This window comes from Porphyromonadaceae bacterium W3.11, assembly GCA_030434245.1.
Classification (GTDB): domain Bacteria; phylum Bacteroidota; class Bacteroidia; order Bacteroidales; family Porphyromonadaceae; genus Porphyromonas_A.
In genome coordinates this window covers 177,936-197,215 of sequence record JAUISX010000006.1, presented here as the reverse complement: position 1 = coordinate 197,215, position 19,280 = coordinate 177,936, and the positions used below count along the sequence as shown (strand labels likewise).

Below are 19,280 nucleotides of genomic sequence, written 5' to 3'. Positions count from 1 at the left end.
CATTGTTGTTATTTACTTTTCATTGTTCTTCCTAAGTCCAAGAGTTAGATCTCCTATTCTTTTCTTCAGATAGTTTGCATTGATTGCAATACTACCTATCAAGTGTAGAGCGGATTCTACGCTAGGTAATGCACATTTATATCGAGCCCCTTTCTTTACCTGTCTATTGAAGCGTTCTATCCAGTTAGTACTATGAATGTACTTGCGAACACTGACGTCGTATTTTAGGTATGTGAAGTAATACTCTATCCTCTGACCGTTAGCTATTTTTGTGAGAAAAGGATAGCTCTTACGCCATCTGAACGCAAAGTTTTTAAAGCTCTCTAGGCCATCTAAAGGTGAGCTTCTTGAGCCGTCTTTACTAAAGACCTCCTGTAGATCACTTGCGATGGCTGACTTATCTCGAGGGCGTATCTTTCGAGTTATTTCTCGCTGTAGATGCACCGTGCAGAGCTGGACTTCCACTTCTGTAAAGTGCTCACGTGCAACCTCTTCAATGTTATTCAACCCGTCTGAAATGATTAGTCCTACCTCTTCGAGTCCTCGGCTTTTTAGATCCTCAAAAAACTCGCCCCAGATGCCGCTTCCCTCTGTTGGATTATTATAGACACCCACGATGTCTCGACGTCCTTCGCTATCTAAACTCATCACTACAAAAAATGCCTCCTTGCTCACACTTTCTCCTCTCCGTACAGGAAGATATGTAGCATCGATAACAAGTGCCTCTAAAGTCCTCGGTAGACGTCTTTGACGCCACTCTTCTACTGCTTCTTGGGTCGATAAGGAGAGACGATTGATTTGACTCGTACTATAACGTTTACCATACAAACACTCGAATACTCCAGAGATATCCTCCATCGTATTACCGCAGCTATATAGATAACCTGCTAGTTCTCCCATCTCTTTCTCTTGATCTTTGAGAACGCCTAAAATCAAGGGCATGAAGCCCTGCTGTCGAGTTCGGGGTACTCGTAATTCTAGCATATTACCACTCGCAAAGATGCGACGGGGGCGGTATCCATTGCTCACATCGCCACTATCTTCTTTATACAGTTCCCTCTCCCCTTGCATCGCTATTTCGATGATTAACTCCATTAAACGACCAACTCCATTTGGCTCTGTCATCACGTTTGATAGAATTTCCTTAAATTGCATTTGTGTAAGTCTCATCTTCTTGTTTATCTTTTGTTTTTAACTTTTCAAAGATAACATTCTTGGGACTTACACACTTTTTGGGGACAGTATCAGAATAAAAAAAGAGAAAGTCTATAATAAATGCAAGAAAAAGGCTGTGTTAAATCAAGAAAACCTCGCATAAAATGGGTATCTTTATTGGCAATTCATGATTAAGAGTTAAAATGAAAAGAAACGACATTGTAATACCTGTTATTGAGAAGGCATTTGAAGAGCTCAGTCCTAATGAGTTAGAATTAATCGAAGCGGCAAGGGATATAGCCAAAAATGCGTATGCACCATATTCTGAGTTTCGAGTAGGTGCAGCGGCACGCCTGGCTAGTGGGAAAATTGTTAGCGGTTCGAATCAAGAAAATGCAGCCTACCCATCTGGGATTTGTGCAGAAAGGACGACTCTATATTATGCAGGAGCACAATACCCCAATGATCCAGTTACTGATTTAGCAATTACAGCTATACGAAAAGACGGACGTTACGTCCAAGTAACAGCTCCATGCGGTGCTTGTCGTCAAGTAATGCTAGAAGTCTCAGATCGTTTTAAACAACCTTTCAAGGTATATCTACCTAGTACAGACACTACATTAATTATTGAGGATAATAGACAATTATTACCCATCAATTTTGATGCATCTTCACTGTGAACGTAATATAACAATATAGGAAAGAGTATTCAATGAGTGATTTTATTGTTTCGGCTAGGAAATATCGTCCGAGTTCATTCGATAGCGTTGTTGGGCAAGAGGCACTGACAACCACATTAAAGAATGCTATTCTGACGAACAAACTATCGCATGCGTACCTATTCTGCGGTCCTAGAGGTGTAGGTAAGACGTCGTGTGCTAGAATTTTCGCCAAAACAATTAATTGCGAAAATCGCACTCCAGATGGAGAAGCATGCAATGAATGCGAAAGTTGTAAAGCGGCTAATGAACAGCGATCATATAACATTACAGAGCTAGACGCGGCATCTAATAACTCTGTAAATGATATCCGCCAGTTGATAGAACAGGTCTATATTGCTCCAACAAGTGGAAAGTATAGAGTCTATATAATTGACGAGGTACACATGCTCTCTAGTAGTGCCTTTAATGCATTCCTGAAGACACTAGAAGAGCCACCAGCTCATGCTATTTTTGTCCTTGCAACTACAGAGAAGCACAAGGTCCTTCCTACTATTATTAGTCGCTGTCAGGTTCATGATTTTAATAGGATTACTAGTTTTGACATAGCTAATCACCTTCAGAAGATTGCTGATGCAGAAGGGATTAATGCCGATCCTGAAGCTCTTCAAATGATTGGTATCGCAGCCGATGGTGGGATGCGTGATGCCCTTAGTATGTTTGATCAGATTGCTGGATTTGGAGGAGGCAATATCACCATACAGGGTGTGCGTCAGAACTTAAATCTACTTGATGAGGACGAATATTTTTCTTTGCTCGCTTATATTCTAAAGGGGTTTCATAGTCAAGTCCTAATCCTTATTGATAAGCTCCTCAAAAAGGGATATGAGGGAGATATCATAATGAAAGGATTCTCTGGCTTTCTTCGGAATGTGCTACTTGCCCAATCTCAAGAGACGCTCAACATTATTGAAGTTCCCTACTCTATTAAAGAACGATTGATAAAAGCAGGACAATACACGCCCACATACTTACTTTGGGATTTTCTTAAAATCTCAACAAACTTCAGCACGCAATACAAAAATAGTAGTGACAAACGACTATCTCTCGAGATAGCACTACTCAATATGTGCGAGAAGGTCACTCCGAGCAATTTAAAACCAGCTCCAACTGACCAACCACCTGCTAGACCTATTGAAGAGCCTCAGAGTAAGAATACGACTACGGTCAGTAGCCAGCCATACAACGCATCATCAGCAGGTGTATCAAATAGCACAAATCAGGTAAAAGAAACATCCCCTAAAGAATCAACTGCTGAGAAGATAGAAAATAGTAACGCTCACGTCACGAAAATAGCATATAAACCTCAACCCGTTAAAAATGTAATTGGGAACAGTAATAAAAATAAATATGCTTTTGACCTGAGCACAGGTCAACGACCAACTAAAGAAAAGGATGTCATTGAGAAGAAAACTAATGCCCTTCAAAAGGAACCATTTACACAAGAGCAATTAGTCGAATCATGGAGGAGATACGCACATTCTAAAAATCTCATACTCAGTAAAATACTTGATCGACAGGATAATACCCCAGTACAATTGCAGGATGGAAGTATACGATATTCAGTTACATCCAAAGTCGAAAAAGATCAATTAGATGATGTCCTGCCTGAACTCACAGAATATTTGCGTAGCAAATTAAAGAATGACTTTATTTCAATAAACATAGATTATATTCAAGAGTCTGACGAACAGAAAACAACGCCCATGACTCTAAAGGAAAAATATGAATCGCTCAAAGATTTCAATCCATGGGTTGGAAAAATGTGCGAAGATCTTGGCCTAAACTTTAGCAACTAACAAATATTTTAACCCAATTATTTTAAAATTAAAGACATGAAGAAATTTTCACAACTATTGCTAACCGCAACAGTACTCCTAGGTCTAAGCTTGACAGCAACAGCTCAAGAGAAAAAGGAGTCTTATGAATTTACCCCAGTAAAGGTGTTGAAGATCACTCCTATCCAGAATCAAGGTCGCTCTAGTACTTGCTGGTCATTCAGCGGTCTGGGTTTCTTAGAAATCGAAGCCTTAAGAGAGAGTGGTATGAGTGTTTCGCTTGCACCTATGTACGTAGTCGCACAAAACTACAAGGATAAGGCTGATGAATATATCCGCTGGCACGGAAGTATCAACTTTGGCCCTGGTGGTTCATTTGGTGATGTACTGAACACAGTAAAACATCATGGTATTGTTCCTATTGAGGAGATGACAGGATTGAACTATGGCACTGACAAGCACGTACACAATGAAATACACGCTCTAGCTAGTGGTTATGTTAATGCTCTATTAAAAGAAATGAGCCGTAGTGGTTCACTTTCACCAGCTTGGAAAGAGGGATATAATGGGATCATTGATTCATACCTAGGTAAAGCACCTGAGAGCTTTGTTTATAATGGTGTTAAATATACTCCAGAAAGCTTCAGAGATGCACTAGGACTAAAGATTGATGACTATGTATCTATCACAAGCTTTACTCACCACCCATTCTATGACAAGTTTATCCTCGAGATTCCTGACAACTGGCGTCTTGGACAATCATACAATGTTCCTCTAAAAGATATGATGGCCATTATTGACAATGCTATCAATAACGATTACGCTGTAGCATGGGGTACAGATGTTAGCGAGGAAGGATTCACTCGTGACGGACTTGGTATTCTTATCGATACAGAGAGTTCATCTAATCGTGGTTCAGACCAAGCTCGTTGGGTAGGCGTTGCACCATCCGATCGTCATAAAATAATCGCTGAGATGATCCGTACTCCTGGAACTAAAGAGATTGAAGTTACCCAAGAATGGCGTCAAAATGGCTTCAACGACCTTTCAACTCAGGATGATCACGGTATGGTAATCTTTGGTATTTCTAAGGACCAAACAGGTAAGAAGTTCTACAATGTGAAGAACTCTTGGGGCGAAACTGGTGAGTACAAAGGTATTTGGTACGTTAGTGAATCTTTTGTTGCTGGTAAGACTATCAACATCGTAGTACACAAAAATGCTATTCCAAAAGATATCCGTAAGAAATTAGGTATCTAATCACAGCTTTTAGCATATATAAAAGAGAAGAGGCTAAGTGTAGTACTTAGCCTCTTCTCTTTTTATGTATCAGAATACCATTTACTCGTAACCTTTCAGGATAGGCAAACTTATATGGTATCTCACAGCTATAAGGCGAGCTGAAATCACAGTCAGTACTGAAATAGACTCAACGACAATAGGGTTAATCTCCAGCAAACTAAGAGCACCATACACTAAGCCGCCCACGACACTAGCCATCGCATAAATATCTTTTCTAAATACCAATGGGATTTCATTAATACAAATATCCCGTAACAGACCACCAAAAGACCCCGTGACAACCCCCATAATTAATGCTACCCAAAAAGGGTAACCCATAAGAACAGCTTTCTCCATACCAACTACGGTAAAGAATCCTAATCCTATCGCATCAAAAAGAAATACAGTTTCATTAAGAGACACTAAGTATTTCCGGAAAATCATTACGATCAGCAAACAAAGTGATGTAATGATGACATAAGATGGAGTCGTTAACCAGAAAGGGGTAATACCAAGCAATAGATCTCTAATCGTACCACCACCTACAGCTGTCAGAAGTCCAATAACAAAAGCTCCAAATAAGTCTATATTCTTACCCGATGCTAAACGAATACCTGAAATAGCAAAGGCGAATGTACCTATTAAGTCAAGAATAAGATTAAAATCAAGCGATATAATCCAATCCCAAAAGTTGACATAATCGTCTAATGTAAGCATCTATAATTATCAATGGAGAATGAATATCAATAGCTCTCATCCTTATTAGGGAATCCACCACTCTTGACTTCTTTATTATAATCACTAACTGCATTAATAATCTGCTCACCAACCTGTGCAAACTGACGGAGAAACTTTGGTTTGAAGCCTTGTGTAATGCCCAACATATCCTGTAATACTAACACCTGACCATCAGTATCGTTACCAGCACCTATACCAATTGTAGGGATACTCAATTCAACGGTAACCCTCTTGGCTAATGCACTAGGTATTTTTTCTAAGACCAGAGCACAGCAGCCAAGACTCTCTAATAGCTTAGCATTCTTTATTAGCTTTTCCGCTTCAGCTTCTCCTTTAGCCTGTACCCCATAACCACCAAGCTGATTTACCGACTGAGGTGTCAATCCCAAATGTGCTACCACTGGAATGCCAGCATTTATTATGAGCTCTATCGAATCCCTTACTTCCTCACCCCCTTCTATCTTAACAGCATCCACACCAGACTCTTTGATCATTCGGATAGCAGATGCCAGAGCCACATACTTATCGCCGTGAACAGTGCCAAAAGGCATATCAGCTACAACAAAAGCATAACTAATCCCATTCACGACACATCGAGCATGATAAATCATCTCGTCTAATGTTATAGGCAGTGTAGTACTATTACCAATCATCACATTACTAGCAGAGTCGCCAATCAATATGGCATCCACGCCAGCAGTATCTAATAGCTTAGCCATCGAATAATCGTAGCAGGTCAGCATTGAGATCTTCTCCCCTTCAGCTTTCATCTGCTGAAATCGAGTTGCAGTTATTTTTTTCTTATTAGTAGTTAAGTAATTCGACATAATAATTCATGGTAATACAAAAATGGGGATCAGTCGCACTTATGCACGGCTAATACCCCTTTTCTATAGGAACTCTATATTATTGTGCCCAGAACCGGAATCGAACCGGTACAGGTTTTATCCTATTGGTGTTTGAGACCAACGCGTCTACCTATTCCGCCATCTGGGCTAATGTGCTTACGCACGACCACTCATCATTTTGTGCTTGCAAATATATCACTAAATAATGAATTACACAAATATGAAGTCATAAAAAAGCAGCTTTTCATTAGCAATCAAAAGCTGCTTTTTACTTTGCCTTCTAGATCTATTTAATAATTAATATTCCTCCTCATTAAAAAAGAAATCCTCTTTGCTAGGATAATCCAACCAAATATCCTCAATAGATTCATAGCTTTCGCCCTCATCCTCAATCTCTTGAAGATTTTCTATTACCTCCATTGGTGCACAAGTACGCTGTGCATAATCAATCAACTCATCCTTAGTTGCTGGCCATGGAGCATCATCTAGCTTTGAAGCTAATTCAAGTGTCCAGTACATAATAAAATTTCTAAGTTCTAAAAAATTTAGTATTATCCTTCAGCGTTTACATTCTGTTGGTCTGCAAACTTAGCAATAAATTATAAATTTACAAACCCTTTTATATTAACACTCAGTGACTAAATCATATATTACTAATAATCAGCTGTTTAATGATATAATAAGCATCAATAACTATTAAAAAAACCGATATTAATATATAGAAAAGGGGAAAGCTATAATAAATTAACTTCAGGTAATAATCAAAATTCTCAAGGTGCTATACGCTGAAGTGACCATGACCCATCCTCTTGGAGTTCATATAAAAAACGATCGTGTAATCGACTCTCACGTCCCTGCCAAAATTCTATACGGTTAGGAGTAACCTGATATCCACCCCAAGAATCAGGACGAGGTACTTTTCGGAATGTACCTGTATATTTCAGACTTTCCTTGGCAAACTCAGTCACAATAAAAGTTCGATTAGGGATAGGACGACTTTGCGGAGAGATTCTTGCCCCTACTCTACTGGTGTACGAACGCTTAGCGAAATATGCATCACTCTCCTCTGGAGGAAGTTTCTCACAAATACCCTCCACATGTATTTGTCTTTCTAGCTGATGCCAAAGGAATGTCACCGAGACATAAGGATTTTCACTTATTTGAGTCCCTTTTCTGCTCTCATAATTGGTATAAAAGATCACCTTTCCATTATCGATCTCCTTACACAACAGGGTGCGAGAGGATGGGTGACCATCTTTGGTAGCAGTTGTCACCACTATAGCAGTTGGCTCTATCACGTTATAATTTAAAGCATCTTGTAACCATTCCTCCATCTTCTCGATAGGATTATCTGGCATCTCCGAACGAGATAAACTCCCCACCTTAAACTCTCTTCTAATGTCTTCTAAATTCAAATCCATAGTACTCTGTATTTAATTTCGCCAAAAACTTTTATGAAATAATGTCATTACTGTAAAGATCTCTAATCTCCCCACAACCATCATTAATCCCATATAGATCTTGCTAAAGTCACTCAAAGCAGACATATTAGCCATTGGCCCAAATGTAGCCAATCCTGGCCCAGAGTTCGATATACTGGTTATGGATACCGAGATGGCCTCTTCTAGGCTAAACCCTTCCAATGTTATGATAAATGTACCCACTACAATCAAAAAAAGGTAAGCAAAGAAAAAGTTGTACACCTGCATGATATACTTAGGCTTCAGCACCCTTCCCCCTAGACGTAATGGAATCACGGCATGAGGATGAGTACGTTTCTTAAACTCATTGAATAGGCTACGCGTCAGGATATTAAAGCGAATCATCTTCAGTCCACCACTTGTAGATCCTGAACAACCAGCAATAAACATTGAAAAAAGAGCCAAGACCCAGAATGGGCTTCCCCATGTATTGTAGTCACTTATCGCATAACCTGTAGTCGTAATCAAACTAACAATCTGCACCAGAGAGTACTCTAGTGCCGTAAAATATGAATCATAGCGATTTGTGAAAAATAAGATCAATGATGATACTACTGTCAATAGTGCTATAACGACAACAAACCACTGAAATTCGGTATCACGAACCATCTTCATCGGGTCACGACGAACTAAGGCAAAATAGGATAATGAAAAGCTAACAGCCCCCATAAACATGAAGAGGGTCAAGACCATGTAAGTGTAGTGGGAGTTAAATCCTGCGATAGAGTCATTAAAGGTAGAGAATCCTCCAGTCGAGATACACGTTAGACCATGGCATACAGCATCAAAAAGACCTAGTGGACCAAGCCATAGTAAAAAAATACACAGCACGGTTAGAGAGACATAAATCACTGAGATCCATTTTGCTACGACTGTAAAGCGTGGAGCAAACCGATCATGCGTTACCCCAGAAGATTCATGATCGTATATAAGAGAGGCACTCTCCCCAAGTATAGGAATAATAGCAACCATAAAGACGATGATACCAATACCACCCATCCACTGTGTCACACTTCGCCAGAAAAGGATCCCCCTAGGCATAGATTCAATATCATTAAGAATCGTAGATCCAGTCGTAGTTAGTCCTGATATGGTCTCAAAGAATGCATCAGGTAAGCTCGGGATAAACCCTCCAAGATAGTATGGAAGTAGCCCCAATATAGCCACTACCAACCAACTAAGCGTTACAGACACCATCCCTTCTCTCCGCCCAGTATCATACATCTTATACCCACGGCTACTAAGAATTAAGATCAATCCCAATATAGAATCAATCAATGCCGTATAGAGCAATGGCTTCAGTGCAGTATCATGAAAATAACTAGAAATAGATGCCGCACAAAGTAGAAAAACTACCTGAATGAAGCATAACACACCTAATAATAAGAAAATAAAGCGAAAGTTAAACCCTCGACGTGTCTCGTATTCAGTATATTCTGATCGTGCCATTATGAGAAAAGATTATTAATAGCCCTAGCATTACTCCTATCTGTGAAAACCATCACTGTATCTCCGGCCTCTATCATAGTAGTTCCCTCAACAAGTAAAACGCGTCCATCCCTCATCAATCCCCCTAAGGAGACCCCTTCTGGGATATGAAGGTCTTTTACCATAGCATGAGTCACCTTCGAATTTTCTCTCACATGAATCTCAAGGACCTCTCCCTGACCTATAGATAAGGTCTTGGCATCCGAAATATCAACATTGAGTAAATACCTAAATATAGCAGCTGCTGCTATAAGTTTACGATTAATCAGATTGCCTATCTTCATCTCATTAGCAATCTCCAAGTAATCTAAGTTCTCAATCTGAGCTACAGAGAATGGCACACCCAATCTTTTAGCATTAATCGTCGCTATCATATTACTTTCAGATGTACTTGTAAGAGCTAAGAAGGCCTGAGCCTTCTTTATCCCTTCATCTATCAATAGATCTGGGTCTCTACCGTCCCCATGGATGACCAATGCGTTATCTGGCACCAGTTCGGAGAGCTTTCTACACTTCTCGTAATCACGCTCTATAATCTTCACATAGATATCAGATGGTAGGTATTGTGCTGTCTTAACAGCTATTCGACTTCCACCCATTATGATGATTCTCTTAAGCTTGATATCTTCTTGCCCACTGAATTGCCTAACGAGATTTAGGTCATTAGGCATCGCCGTAACAAATAATATATCATCACGCTCTATCATATCATTACCTCTAGGAATGATCGTGTGATTAGAACGTACTATAGCCACGATATGGAATATCTTCTCTGATAAGTCAGCAAGATCCATCAGTTTCTTACCAATCAGCGGAGAGTCATTAACAACTCTAGTCGCCACCAGCACTAGCTTACCATTAAAAAATCGCCAATACTGCTTCGACCACGGTAGGCTCAGACTTTCTTTAATCTGGGTTGCAGCTAAAGCCTCTGGATATATCATATCATCCACCCCTAAGTCCTTAAGGTACGCTCTGTTTCTAGGCTCCAGATATTCGCTATTATTTATTCGAGCGAGTGTCTGCTTTGCACCCATCTTAGTAGCTAGAATACAAGCAATTATATTGGCACTTTCCTCTGGCGTTACAGCAATAAATAGATCTGCGGATCCAGCACCAGCTTCTTTAAGTGCCTCAAATGAGGTCGGAACACCTACATACGTCATAATCTCCAGACCATCATTGAATGCAAATTCAAGGTTCTCCGAAGATTCATCCATTATTGTAATATCATGTGACTCATGAGAGAGTAACTTTGCCAAATGAGTCCCCACTTCACCAGCACCTGCTATCAATATCCTCATATCCTACTTAATGTGTGTTTGATCTATTTCAAAAGTTCTATAGCTTTATTTGCTATTGAATCAACATCTAATCCTACATAGGCATGCTGTATCTCTACCCGACCATGTTTAATAAAAGCATCTGGGATTCCAATCCTAGTTATGTCGATATGCTTTCCTTGGTCACTATAATATTCCAGCAATGCACTTCCGACTCCACCCGCAAGTGATCCATCCTCCACAGTAATAATATACTTATATCGCTGTGCTATTTCGTCCAGAGCTTCCGTATCCAAAGGCTTCACAAACCTGAGGTTAAGATGTCCTGGATTATAACCCTTCAGTACTAATTTATCAATGGCTTTGCCAACCGTGTAACCGACGGATCCATAAGAGACGAAGATAAGGTCATCCCCTACTTTGAGCATTTCAGACTTGCCTAAGTCTATCTCACTAAATGGCACATGCCACTGAGGGCAAGATCCTAGCCCTCTCGGGAAGCGAATCACAAATGGACCCTCCTCGTGATGCATATAGGCGGTGTACATCATCTGCCTGAGCTCACGTTCGTTGATAGGGGACATAATTTTCAGGTTCGGAATAGTCCTCAGGTAAGCAATATCATAAGCTCCCTGATGAGTAGCCCCATCCTCACCGACCAATCCTGATCTATCCAGACACAGGATAATAGGTGCTTTTTGCATCGCGACATCGTGAATAACCTGATCATAGCCTCGTTGCAAAAAGCTAGAATAAATATTACAGAACGGAATCATACCATTCATGGCAAGCCCAGCAGAAAAGGTAACAGCATGAGCCTCAGCTATACCCACATCAAAGACCCTCTCTGGATATTTCTCCTGCATATATCCGAAGGAACTACCACTCACCATAGCTGGTGTAATCCCTACAATTCTCTCATCCTTCTCCGCTAACTCTAGTAAGGTTTGCCCGAAGATCTCTTGATACTTCAGGGGCTTATCTGGGACCTCTTTGATGGTGATTCTCTCTCCCGTATTCACATCAAATTTACCAGGAGCATGCCATAATACAGCACTATCTTCAGCTGGTTTATATCCTTTACCCTTCGTAGTCTTGACATGAAGGAGCTTAGGCCCCTTGAAGTGCTTAATGATCTCCAGACGCTCTATTAAGGACTCTACATTATGCCCATCGATAGGCCCAAAATAGCGAATACTGAAGCCTTCGAAAAGATTCGTCTCGTCATTAATTAGGGCCTTAAGACTATTATTAAATCGGAGTAAATTATTTCGTCTGCGTTCATTGATGATTTTCATCTTCTTCAGTCCCTTGTACCCTTTATGTCGCAGATCATTGTACTCCTTACTCGTGATTATCTTCACGAGGTATTTGCTTAGTCCCCCAGTACTTGGATCAATAGAGATATGATTGTCGTTCAGGATAATAAGTAAGTTATTAGGCTGCGAAGAGGCATTATTAAGCCCCTCGAATGCTAGCCCCCCCGTCATCGCACCATCTCCAATAACCGCTATCACATTATTATCCTTGCCACTCATCTGGTTAGCAACAGATATACCTAGAGCTGCTGATATCGAATTAGAGGCATGTCCAGCCACAAAGGCATCATACTTGCTCTCAAATGGGTGCGTGAAGCCACTAATTCCGCCCCATTGACGAAGTGTGGCAAAATCGCCCTTCCTACCGGTCAAAATCTTGTGGATATAAGCCTGATGACCAACATCCCAAACGATCTGATCATGAGGCAAATCAAAGACATAGTGAAGAGCTACAGTCAGTTCCACTACGCCCAAATTAGCTCCTAAATGCCCAGGCACATCACTCAGCACCTGCAGCATAAATTCGCGTATCTCATCACATAGCTGTGGAAGCTGCTCTACAGATAGCTTCTTAAGGTCAGATGGACTATTTATATTATCAAGAAGATCAAAATTCTTTATCATGTTCTACCTAAGCTTCTCGCCAAATAGCTACTACTATTCATACGTGTGCAAAGGTAGCGATTTCTTGAGTAATATCCCATCTAGAGCATTTATAGTGTCATGTCATCAAATTGCAAAAGTTATGAAGATATACCTAGCAGCTCAGCCTTCATATTAGAGAAAGACTTATAAGTAAAATAATGCGTAACGAAGAAGTCCACTATCACACAATACACTCTTGTAAGCATTTTAGGTCATACAGTCATAACACTCTCTATAATTAGACAAAAGATAGATCCTAAAGCACTGATATAAAGAGGCTAACAGAAAGTATCAAAATGTCACTCACAGGACTTATATTCGGGACTATTGGAGGTGGATATTTTAGTTATATAAAAGAGAAACGCTTCTCATATGAAAAATATTTTTTTGATATGAGAAGGAGAAATTTTTCCTATAGTAAGATTATTAGCCCCTAAAATGCCCCCTTTTCTTAACGGGTCACTAACATTTTGGTACCTATTCGTTATGCAAATATTTGATAGAAAAAGGTTACTCTACATCGATAGCACTAACCTCACTGCTCACTACTTCATTTAGCCAGTTAATATCACCTCATGTCACCTACTCTATTACACTAAATTTTAGTAATCCACTAATAAAAGACCTTAATGTTACGATGAAATGAACACAAATACCTAAATATAGGTATGTCTTAAACCACGATAGGAGGTATCTTTGCTTATTGCGAAAAAATGTTGAAAATATTAATAGGAGAAAAGCAGAAATGAGGCTTTCCGATTTACATACAGGAGAAAGGGCAAGGATTGTTGAACTTCACACAAAAGGAGCTTTCAGGAAGCGACTTATGGAGATGGGATTTATTGAAGGTGAGGATATTCTTGTCGTCAAGAATGCACCCCTCAAAGACCCCGTAGAGTACAGAATCCTTAACTACGATATAACCTTAAGGAGAAGTGAAGCGGCTGATATTGAGGTCGAACGTCTTACTCACAACTCTAAGACTAGGGACACAAGGTACGAGATAATGAGTAGTGAGAGTGAGATTTTCCCTGAACTCGTGGATAATACGGACTCCAAGAGAATAAAAGTGGCATTTGTAGGGAATCCAAATTCAGGGAAGACCTCTCTCTTCAATGCTGCTAGTGGTGCTAATGAGCACGTGGGAAACTATAGTGGCGTAACGGTGGGCGTGAAAACCGCTTCATACTCACAAGATGGATTCACGTTCGACCTAATGGATCTTCCTGGTGCATACTCCATCTCCTCCTATAGTCCAGAGGAGAAGTTCATCCTCCAGCAGCTACTCGGAGAGAACCGTCCTGACGTCATTCTCAATGTGGTGGATAGTACCAATCTAGAGAGGAATATGTACATGACGACTCAGCTCATGGAGACTAACATTCCGATGGTTATAGCCCTAAATATGTGGGATGATCTACAAGAGAATGGCAGTACACTCAATATCCCAGCTCTCAGTAAGTTAATCGGTGTGCCTATGACGCCTACTGTAGGTAGGACGGGACAAGGACTCAAAGCGATCTTCTCTCAAATCATCAAGTTGTACGAAAATCGCTCTAATGTCAGGAGGATTATTGATGTACGTTATCGTGAAGAGTTAGAGAATGCTATAAACTTCGTGAGCGATGGGATCAAAGATAATAGCCAACTGATCCCAGAAAACTTCAGGAATATCCGACCTCGCTTTATCGCGATAAAGCTTTTAGAGAGAGATAAGGTGGTGGAAGAGGCCCTTAGAAGTGAATCGGAAAAGGCAGCCTTTTTCTTCACTCGTGCCAAGTATGCTATCAATGAGTATGAGAAGGTAACTGATAAGGATATCCAGACGGACATTACGAATGGTAAATATGGATTCGTTCGAGGAGCTCTTCAGGAGACATATACCTCAGACTACTCTCAAATAAATGACAGGAACAAAAAGATTGACCACATATTGACTCACAAAGTATGGGGGTTCCCCATCTTTATTGCGATCATGTACCTTGCTTTCCAGCTCACCTTCACACTAGGTGCCTATCCTATGGATTGGATCGAAAGTGGGGTGGCATGGATAGGGAATATTGTAGGTGATCTGATGAGTGATGGTCCACTAAAGGACCTACTCGTCGATGGTATTATTGCTGGAGTCGGAGGGGTATTGGTCTTCTTACCTAACATCGTAATCCTTTATTTATGTCTAGCCATCATCGAAGATACTGGCTACATGGCACGTGCTGCGTTCATAATGGATAGACTCATGCACCTCATTGGGCTACATGGGCGGTCATTCATCCCGATGATTATGGGCTTTGGATGTAATGTCCCTGCCGTAATGGCGACCCGTACCATTGAGAATCGTAATAATCGACTCATCACCATGATGGTGATACCATTTATGAGCTGTAGTGCTAAGCTTCCAGTCTATCTACTCTTGGCAGGAGCCTTCTTTCCAAAACAAGCAGGATTGGTGCTTTTCGCATTGTACTTCCTAGGGATTACCGTAGCTATATTTAGTGCACTGCTATTCAAAAGGTTTGTTTTTACTGAAGAGGATAGCCCCTTTGTAATGGAGCTTCCACCCTATCGGATACCGACTGTCATCAGTGTGCTATTGCATATGTGGCAAAGGGCAAAGCAATATCTTCAGAAGATGGCATCTGTCATCCTTTTTGCCTCTATTATTATATGGGCTCTAGGGTACTTCCCACAGGTCAGCTCATTGGACGAAGCTAAGCAAGAAGAACTCTTTGAAAAACATATTGCTGAAAATACTACTGAGGAAGCGAAAGCATTTATGGCACTTCCTTATGAACAGCAACAGAATATGATACAGCAGGAGTATTCATATATTGGCCGCATAGGACATACCCTACAGCCAGGCTTTCAACCATTGGGCTTTGATTGGAAAATGAGCGTTTCTCTGATTACAGGGATTGCAGCGAAGGAGGTCGTTGTGAGTACCATGGGGGTATTATACACAGGAGATAGCCAAACGGATGTAGGCTTGAAAGACAAAATCATGGGAGCGAAATACCCCAATGGGGACCCTATATTTACACCTGTAGTGGCTATATCGTTCTTAGTCTTTGTATTGGTTTATTTTCCATGCATCAGTACGGTCATAGTCATTGGTAAAGAGTCGGGCAGCTATAAATGGTCTCTATTTATAGCACTTTATACGATCACACTAGCCTGGGTAATGAGCTTTATCATAACCCAAGTGGGAAACTTAATCATCTAAAGAAAAATGGATAACTTGGTACAATACATAATAGTAGGCGTAATACTCTTAGTAGTTCTCTTTTACATGATACGCCATATCATCCGATTATTTCAGCAGAAGGATCAAGGATGCTCTTCATGTAGTGGCTGTAGTATGAATCAAGACTGCGGTAGTAGTAAAGAGCAAAAGTAAATGTCTACCGAGATGATATAGATGAGTTTATCAAATGTTTAAATCATTGGTGAGTTGCTCAACAAACTGATACGATTAATTATCCTCCAAAATATTCCGTAGATACCTTTAAACCATTCTACCGTTACTTTCTAAATATTGTACCGGTATGCTATTCTTGAAAAAAGTGGGATATACAGAGCCATCATAAACTTAATAAATAAGAATATATAGTCCTTCTTCAATACATTAGAGCACCTTACGCCTGAGTTTTCTGCATGAAATAGCCAAAATTTGGTTATTGTTGGTTATCTTTGTGATTAATGCGTAAAGATATGAGTGGAAATAGAACACATAATTTGCTTAAGCAATTGATCAAGTATGGTTTGGTAGGGGTAGTCAATACCCTCATCACCTTCATTGTAATATATGTGCTACAGGAAATGCTGGACGTATCTCCTGGTATCAGTAATATAGCTGGATATATTGCAGGATTGCTCAATAGCTTTTTGATGAATAGTAAATGGACCTTTGACTCTGAAGCGTCATGGAGAAAATTCTTTATTTTCATGGCAGTTTGGATTCCTTGTTATTTGGCTAACCTGCTAACGCTTCATCTATTATTAACCTATACTACTATTCCAGCTATCTGGAGTCAATTAGTAGCGATGCTGGTCTTTAATATTTCTAATTTTATTCTTAATAAGTTTGTCACCTTCAAGAAATGAATACCCCCCAGAGCTTAACCATTATTATTCCTTGCTATAATGAAGAGGAGGTTCTTCCCCTAACCTATCCAAGAGTTAGGAAAATGCTGGACTCTATGGAAGAAGAGGATAACATCATGGGCCAGATAACTTTTATTAATGATGGCAGTCATGATAGGACTACTGAGATTCTAAATGAGATAGCAGCCAAGGACCCTACGGTACAGGTTATTCACTTCAGCCGAAACTTTGGACACCAAGCCGCCTTAACTGCTGGTATGAGGATGTGCTACAGTGATTATGCGGCTGTCATTGATGCCGATCTACAGGATCCACCTGAGGAAATCCCGGGGATGTTCAGAATGATGAAGAATGAAGGACATGCTGTCGTTTATGGGGTGAGAGAGGAAAGAGATGGGGAGACTCTCTTTAAGAAATGGACAGCAAAACTCTTTTATCGTTTTCTGAATTCGATGACTGAGCGACCTCTACCATTAGATGCCGGCGACTTTAGGATCATGAACAAAAAGGTATTAGATGCCTTTAGGAACTTACCTGAACATAATAAATACATTAGAGGGATCATCAGCTGGATGGGATTTCCTCAAGCTCCATATTACTACCATAGAAAGGAGCGAGCAGCGGGGGAAACAAAATATAGCTTAAGTAAAATGATGAGGTTAGCGACTGACGCTATTCAATACTTTTCATATAAGCCACTCAAATTAGCCATAAAACTGGGATTCATATCCGTACTAATAGGTTTATTACTAGCCCTTTGGGTTATTTTAGGAAAGATCTTTGGATTTACTTACCCTGAGAGTGGATGGTCATCTATCATGATAGTGATTATTTTCTTCGGCGGTATCCAACTCATCACCATTGGGGTGCTAAGCAAATACGTGGGTGTGGTTTTTGACGAAGTGAAGAAACGACCTGAGTACATCATCGCAGAGACTAAGAACATGGAGGGGAATGATTAACAGGCAAGATAGATAGTTTTGATAGATAATATATATACTGAGTTAGAGATAAAGTTAGGTTCAGAATTGCTTTTACTTCTTGAGGAAGCTGCAGATGCAGCTGGACAGGAGCTAAGAGTCATTGGAGGAACGGTACGAGATTTAATTTTAAGGCGTGCAACGACGGACTATGATTTCGTCACCAATGGCAGTGGGATAAAAGTGGCTAAAGAGGTGGCTATACGTCTTGGGAAGAGAGCAAAGCTCGTGGTATTCAAGTCCTTTGGAACCGCCCAAGTAAAGTATAAGAATCTGGAGCTGGAATTTGTAGGTGCTAGAAAGGAAAGCTATAGAGCTGATAGCCGTAAACCGATAGTAGAGGAGGCTACCTTTGAGGAGGACGAAGCCAGAAGAGACTTTACGATTAATGCTTTATCCATCACACTTAATGGTCCTAATAAGGGAACTCTTAATGATCCTTTTGATGGGGCTAATGACCTTAAGTGGGGAGTGATTAGGACTCCACTGGATCCAGACACCACGTTCTCGGATGACCCCCTAAGAATGATGAGGGCTGTCCGCTTCGCATCCCAACTCCAATTCACGATCCCTGATGAGATAAAAGATTCGATCAGACGTAATGCTGATAGACTGAATCCACCTATTGTCTCTATAGAACGTATCACTACAGAGTTCATTAAAATAATTGATAGCCCTAGACCTTCAATTGGATTAGGTCTGATGGAAGAGTGTGGACTTATGGAACAATACCTCCCAGAGATATCTGCTCTGAAAGGAGCCGAAACTAAGGAAGGGATTGGGCATAAGAATAATTTTTATCACTCTATATTGGTTGTAGATAATGCTGCAAAAAGGACTGACGACACCTCTATAAGGCTAGCAGCCCTATTTCATGACATAGGCAAGCCGAGAACAAAGCGATTTACCTCCGGAGCTGGATGGAGCTTTCATAATCATGACTATGTAGGTTATAAGATGATCAAAAAAATATTCAAGAGGATAAAGCTACCCTTGGATGATCGTATGCACCTAATAGAGAAGCTTATTAAGCTACACATGCGTCCTGCCCAGCTAGCCGATGAGGGGGTTACAGACTCGGCTATCCGTCGTCTCTTATTTGAGGCAGGGGACGACATCGATAGTTTGATGACACTATGTGAGTCTGACTTGACATCAAAGAACCCAAATAAAGTACGGAAGTACCTTAATAACTTCCAAGTGGTTCGTGAGAAGCTGGTAGAGATTGAAGAAAAAGACAAGGTTAGGAACTTCCAACCTCCCATATCAGGTAATGATATTATGCATATTTATGATCTCAAACCTCGTCGAGAAGTAGGGCTGATCAAAGAGGTCATCAAGGATGCGATACTTGATGGCATCATTCCAAATGAAAGAGAGGCTGCTCTGTCATTTATGTACCAATATGTTGAGAAGGAGTATCCTGAATTAAAGGTAGTAAATAAGTTAGATGAATAATAATGG

The 19,280-nt window shown here is 40.4% G+C and carries 16 protein-coding genes and 1 tRNA gene; 8 read left to right on the top strand and 9 right to left on the bottom strand.

All coding sequences use genetic code 11. The annotated features are described in order from the left end of the window. Positions 1 to 12: 12 nt before the first annotated feature. Positions 13 to 1,155 carry an IS256 family transposase gene (locus tag QYZ87_10430; protein ID MDN4754924.1) on the bottom strand — a complete coding sequence of 381 codons (1,143 nt, stop codon included), beginning with the start codon at positions 1,153 to 1,155 and terminating at the stop codon, positions 13 to 15. Positions 1,156 to 1,358: 203 nt separating this feature from the next. On the opposite strand from QYZ87_10430, the gene cdd reads away from it, so the two are divergent. From cdd to QYZ87_10415, 3 genes are read left to right on the top strand one after another with little or no spacing between them, the layout of a single operon-like run. Next, a complete protein-coding gene (cdd, locus tag QYZ87_10425; protein ID MDN4754923.1) occupies positions 1,359 to 1,835 on the top strand; it encodes a cytidine deaminase in 477 nt (158 codons plus the stop codon). Positions 1,836 to 1,867: 32 nt separating this feature from the next. Then, complete coding sequence (locus QYZ87_10420; protein ID MDN4754922.1) at positions 1,868 to 3,673, top strand: DNA polymerase III subunit gamma/tau; 1,806 nt, start codon at positions 1,868 to 1,870, stop codon at positions 3,671 to 3,673. Positions 3,674 to 3,709: 36 nt separating this feature from the next. Beyond that, positions 3,710 to 4,912, top strand: coding sequence for a C1 family peptidase (locus tag QYZ87_10415; GenBank protein ID MDN4754921.1), 1,203 nt, complete (start codon positions 3,710 to 3,712; stop codon positions 4,910 to 4,912). Between the two features lie 81 nt (positions 4,913 to 4,993). Here the strand turns inward: QYZ87_10415 and QYZ87_10410 are convergent, their stop codons facing one another. The 8 genes from QYZ87_10410 to dxs all read right to left on the bottom strand — a co-directional run bounded on the left by QYZ87_10410 (position 4,994) and on the right by dxs (position 12,714). Continuing rightward, positions 4,994 to 5,650, bottom strand: coding sequence for a trimeric intracellular cation channel family protein (locus QYZ87_10410; protein ID MDN4754920.1), 657 nt, complete (start codon positions 5,648 to 5,650; stop codon positions 4,994 to 4,996). Between the two features lie 26 nt (positions 5,651 to 5,676). Continuing rightward, a complete protein-coding gene (gene panB / locus QYZ87_10405) occupies positions 5,677 to 6,498 on the bottom strand; it encodes a 3-methyl-2-oxobutanoate hydroxymethyltransferase (GenBank protein MDN4754919.1) in 822 nt (273 codons plus the stop codon). A gap of 85 nt (positions 6,499 to 6,583) precedes the next feature. Then, positions 6,584 to 6,667: transfer RNA gene (locus QYZ87_10400), tRNA-Leu, on the bottom strand. A gap of 149 nt (positions 6,668 to 6,816) precedes the next feature. Then, positions 6,817 to 7,038 carry a DUF2795 domain-containing protein gene (locus QYZ87_10395; protein MDN4754918.1) on the bottom strand — a complete coding sequence of 74 codons (222 nt, stop codon included), beginning with the start codon at positions 7,036 to 7,038 and terminating at the stop codon, positions 6,817 to 6,819. A 251-nt stretch (positions 7,039 to 7,289) separates the two neighbouring features. Then, positions 7,290 to 7,940, bottom strand: coding sequence for a pyridoxamine 5'-phosphate oxidase (pdxH, locus tag QYZ87_10390; GenBank protein MDN4754917.1), 651 nt, complete (start codon positions 7,938 to 7,940; stop codon positions 7,290 to 7,292). Between the two features lie 12 nt (positions 7,941 to 7,952). Further along, entirely contained in the window at positions 7,953 to 9,449 is a 1,497-nt protein-coding gene (locus tag QYZ87_10385; GenBank protein ID MDN4754916.1) for a TrkH family potassium uptake protein, read from the bottom strand. Further along, positions 9,449 to 10,792 (bottom strand): Trk system potassium transporter TrkA, encoded by a 1,344-nt coding sequence (gene trkA, locus QYZ87_10380; protein MDN4754915.1) that lies wholly within the window; start codon positions 10,790 to 10,792, stop codon positions 9,449 to 9,451. Before trkA ends, QYZ87_10385 begins: the two co-directional genes overlap by 1 nt. Before the next feature lie 23 nt (positions 10,793 to 10,815). Further along, positions 10,816 to 12,714, bottom strand: coding sequence for a 1-deoxy-D-xylulose-5-phosphate synthase (dxs, locus tag QYZ87_10375; protein ID MDN4754914.1), 1,899 nt, complete (start codon positions 12,712 to 12,714; stop codon positions 10,816 to 10,818). 766 nt (positions 12,715 to 13,480) lie between these two features. On the opposite strand from dxs, the gene feoB reads away from it, so the two are divergent. The 5 genes from feoB to QYZ87_10350 all read left to right on the top strand — a co-directional run bounded on the left by feoB (position 13,481) and on the right by QYZ87_10350 (position 19,274). Beyond that, positions 13,481 to 15,955 (top strand): ferrous iron transport protein B, encoded by a 2,475-nt coding sequence (gene feoB / locus QYZ87_10370; GenBank protein ID MDN4754913.1) that lies wholly within the window; start codon positions 13,481 to 13,483, stop codon positions 15,953 to 15,955. A 6-nt stretch (positions 15,956 to 15,961) separates the two neighbouring features. Further along, entirely contained in the window at positions 15,962 to 16,129 is a 168-nt protein-coding gene (locus QYZ87_10365) for a FeoB-associated Cys-rich membrane protein (GenBank protein ID MDN4754912.1), read from the top strand. Positions 16,130 to 16,443: 314 nt separating this feature from the next. Further along, positions 16,444 to 16,836, top strand: a complete 393-nt coding sequence (locus tag QYZ87_10360) for a GtrA family protein (protein ID MDN4754911.1) — start codon at positions 16,444 to 16,446, stop codon at positions 16,834 to 16,836. Next, positions 16,833 to 17,798, top strand: a complete 966-nt coding sequence (locus QYZ87_10355; protein MDN4754910.1) for a glycosyltransferase family 2 protein — start codon at positions 16,833 to 16,835, stop codon at positions 17,796 to 17,798. Before QYZ87_10360 ends, QYZ87_10355 begins: the two co-directional genes overlap by 4 nt. Before the next feature lie 21 nt (positions 17,799 to 17,819). Further along, positions 17,820 to 19,274 (top strand): HD domain-containing protein, encoded by a 1,455-nt coding sequence (locus tag QYZ87_10350; protein MDN4754909.1) that lies wholly within the window; start codon positions 17,820 to 17,822, stop codon positions 19,272 to 19,274. Positions 19,275 to 19,280: the final 6 nt, after the last annotated feature.

Bases quoted from the DNA above. Each gene is read 5' to 3' on its own strand.
- QYZ87_10415 (MDN4754921.1), top strand. From the start codon at position 3,710: ATGAAGAAATTTTCACAACTATTGCTAACCGCAACAGTACTCCTAGGT.
- QYZ87_10420 (MDN4754922.1), top strand. From the start codon at position 1,868: ATGAGTGATTTTATTGTTTCGGCTAGGAAATATCGTCCGAGTTCATTC.
- trkA (MDN4754915.1), bottom strand. From the start codon at position 10,792: ATGAGGATATTGATAGCAGGTGCTGGTGAAGTGGGGACTCATTTGGCA.
- QYZ87_10385 (MDN4754916.1), bottom strand. From the start codon at position 9,449: ATGGCACGATCAGAATATACTGAATACGAGACACGTCGAGGGTTTAAC.
- QYZ87_10365 (MDN4754912.1), top strand. From the start codon at position 15,962: ATGGATAACTTGGTACAATACATAATAGTAGGCGTAATACTCTTAGTA.
- QYZ87_10355 (MDN4754910.1), top strand. From the start codon at position 16,833: ATGAATACCCCCCAGAGCTTAACCATTATTATTCCTTGCTATAATGAA.
- pdxH (MDN4754917.1), bottom strand. From the start codon at position 7,940: ATGGATTTGAATTTAGAAGACATTAGAAGAGAGTTTAAGGTGGGGAGT.
- dxs (MDN4754914.1), bottom strand. From the start codon at position 12,714: ATGATAAAGAATTTTGATCTTCTTGATAATATAAATAGTCCATCTGAC.
- cdd (MDN4754923.1), top strand. From the start codon at position 1,359: ATGAAAAGAAACGACATTGTAATACCTGTTATTGAGAAGGCATTTGAA.
- feoB (MDN4754913.1), top strand. From the start codon at position 13,481: ATGAGGCTTTCCGATTTACATACAGGAGAAAGGGCAAGGATTGTTGAA.
- QYZ87_10360 (MDN4754911.1), top strand. From the start codon at position 16,444: ATGAGTGGAAATAGAACACATAATTTGCTTAAGCAATTGATCAAGTAT.
- QYZ87_10410 (MDN4754920.1), bottom strand. From the start codon at position 5,650: ATGCTTACATTAGACGATTATGTCAACTTTTGGGATTGGATTATATCG.
- panB (MDN4754919.1), bottom strand. From the start codon at position 6,498: ATGTCGAATTACTTAACTACTAATAAGAAAAAAATAACTGCAACTCGA.
- QYZ87_10395 (MDN4754918.1), bottom strand. From the start codon at position 7,038: ATGTACTGGACACTTGAATTAGCTTCAAAGCTAGATGATGCTCCATGG.
- QYZ87_10430 (MDN4754924.1), bottom strand. From the start codon at position 1,155: ATGCAATTTAAGGAAATTCTATCAAACGTGATGACAGAGCCAAATGGA.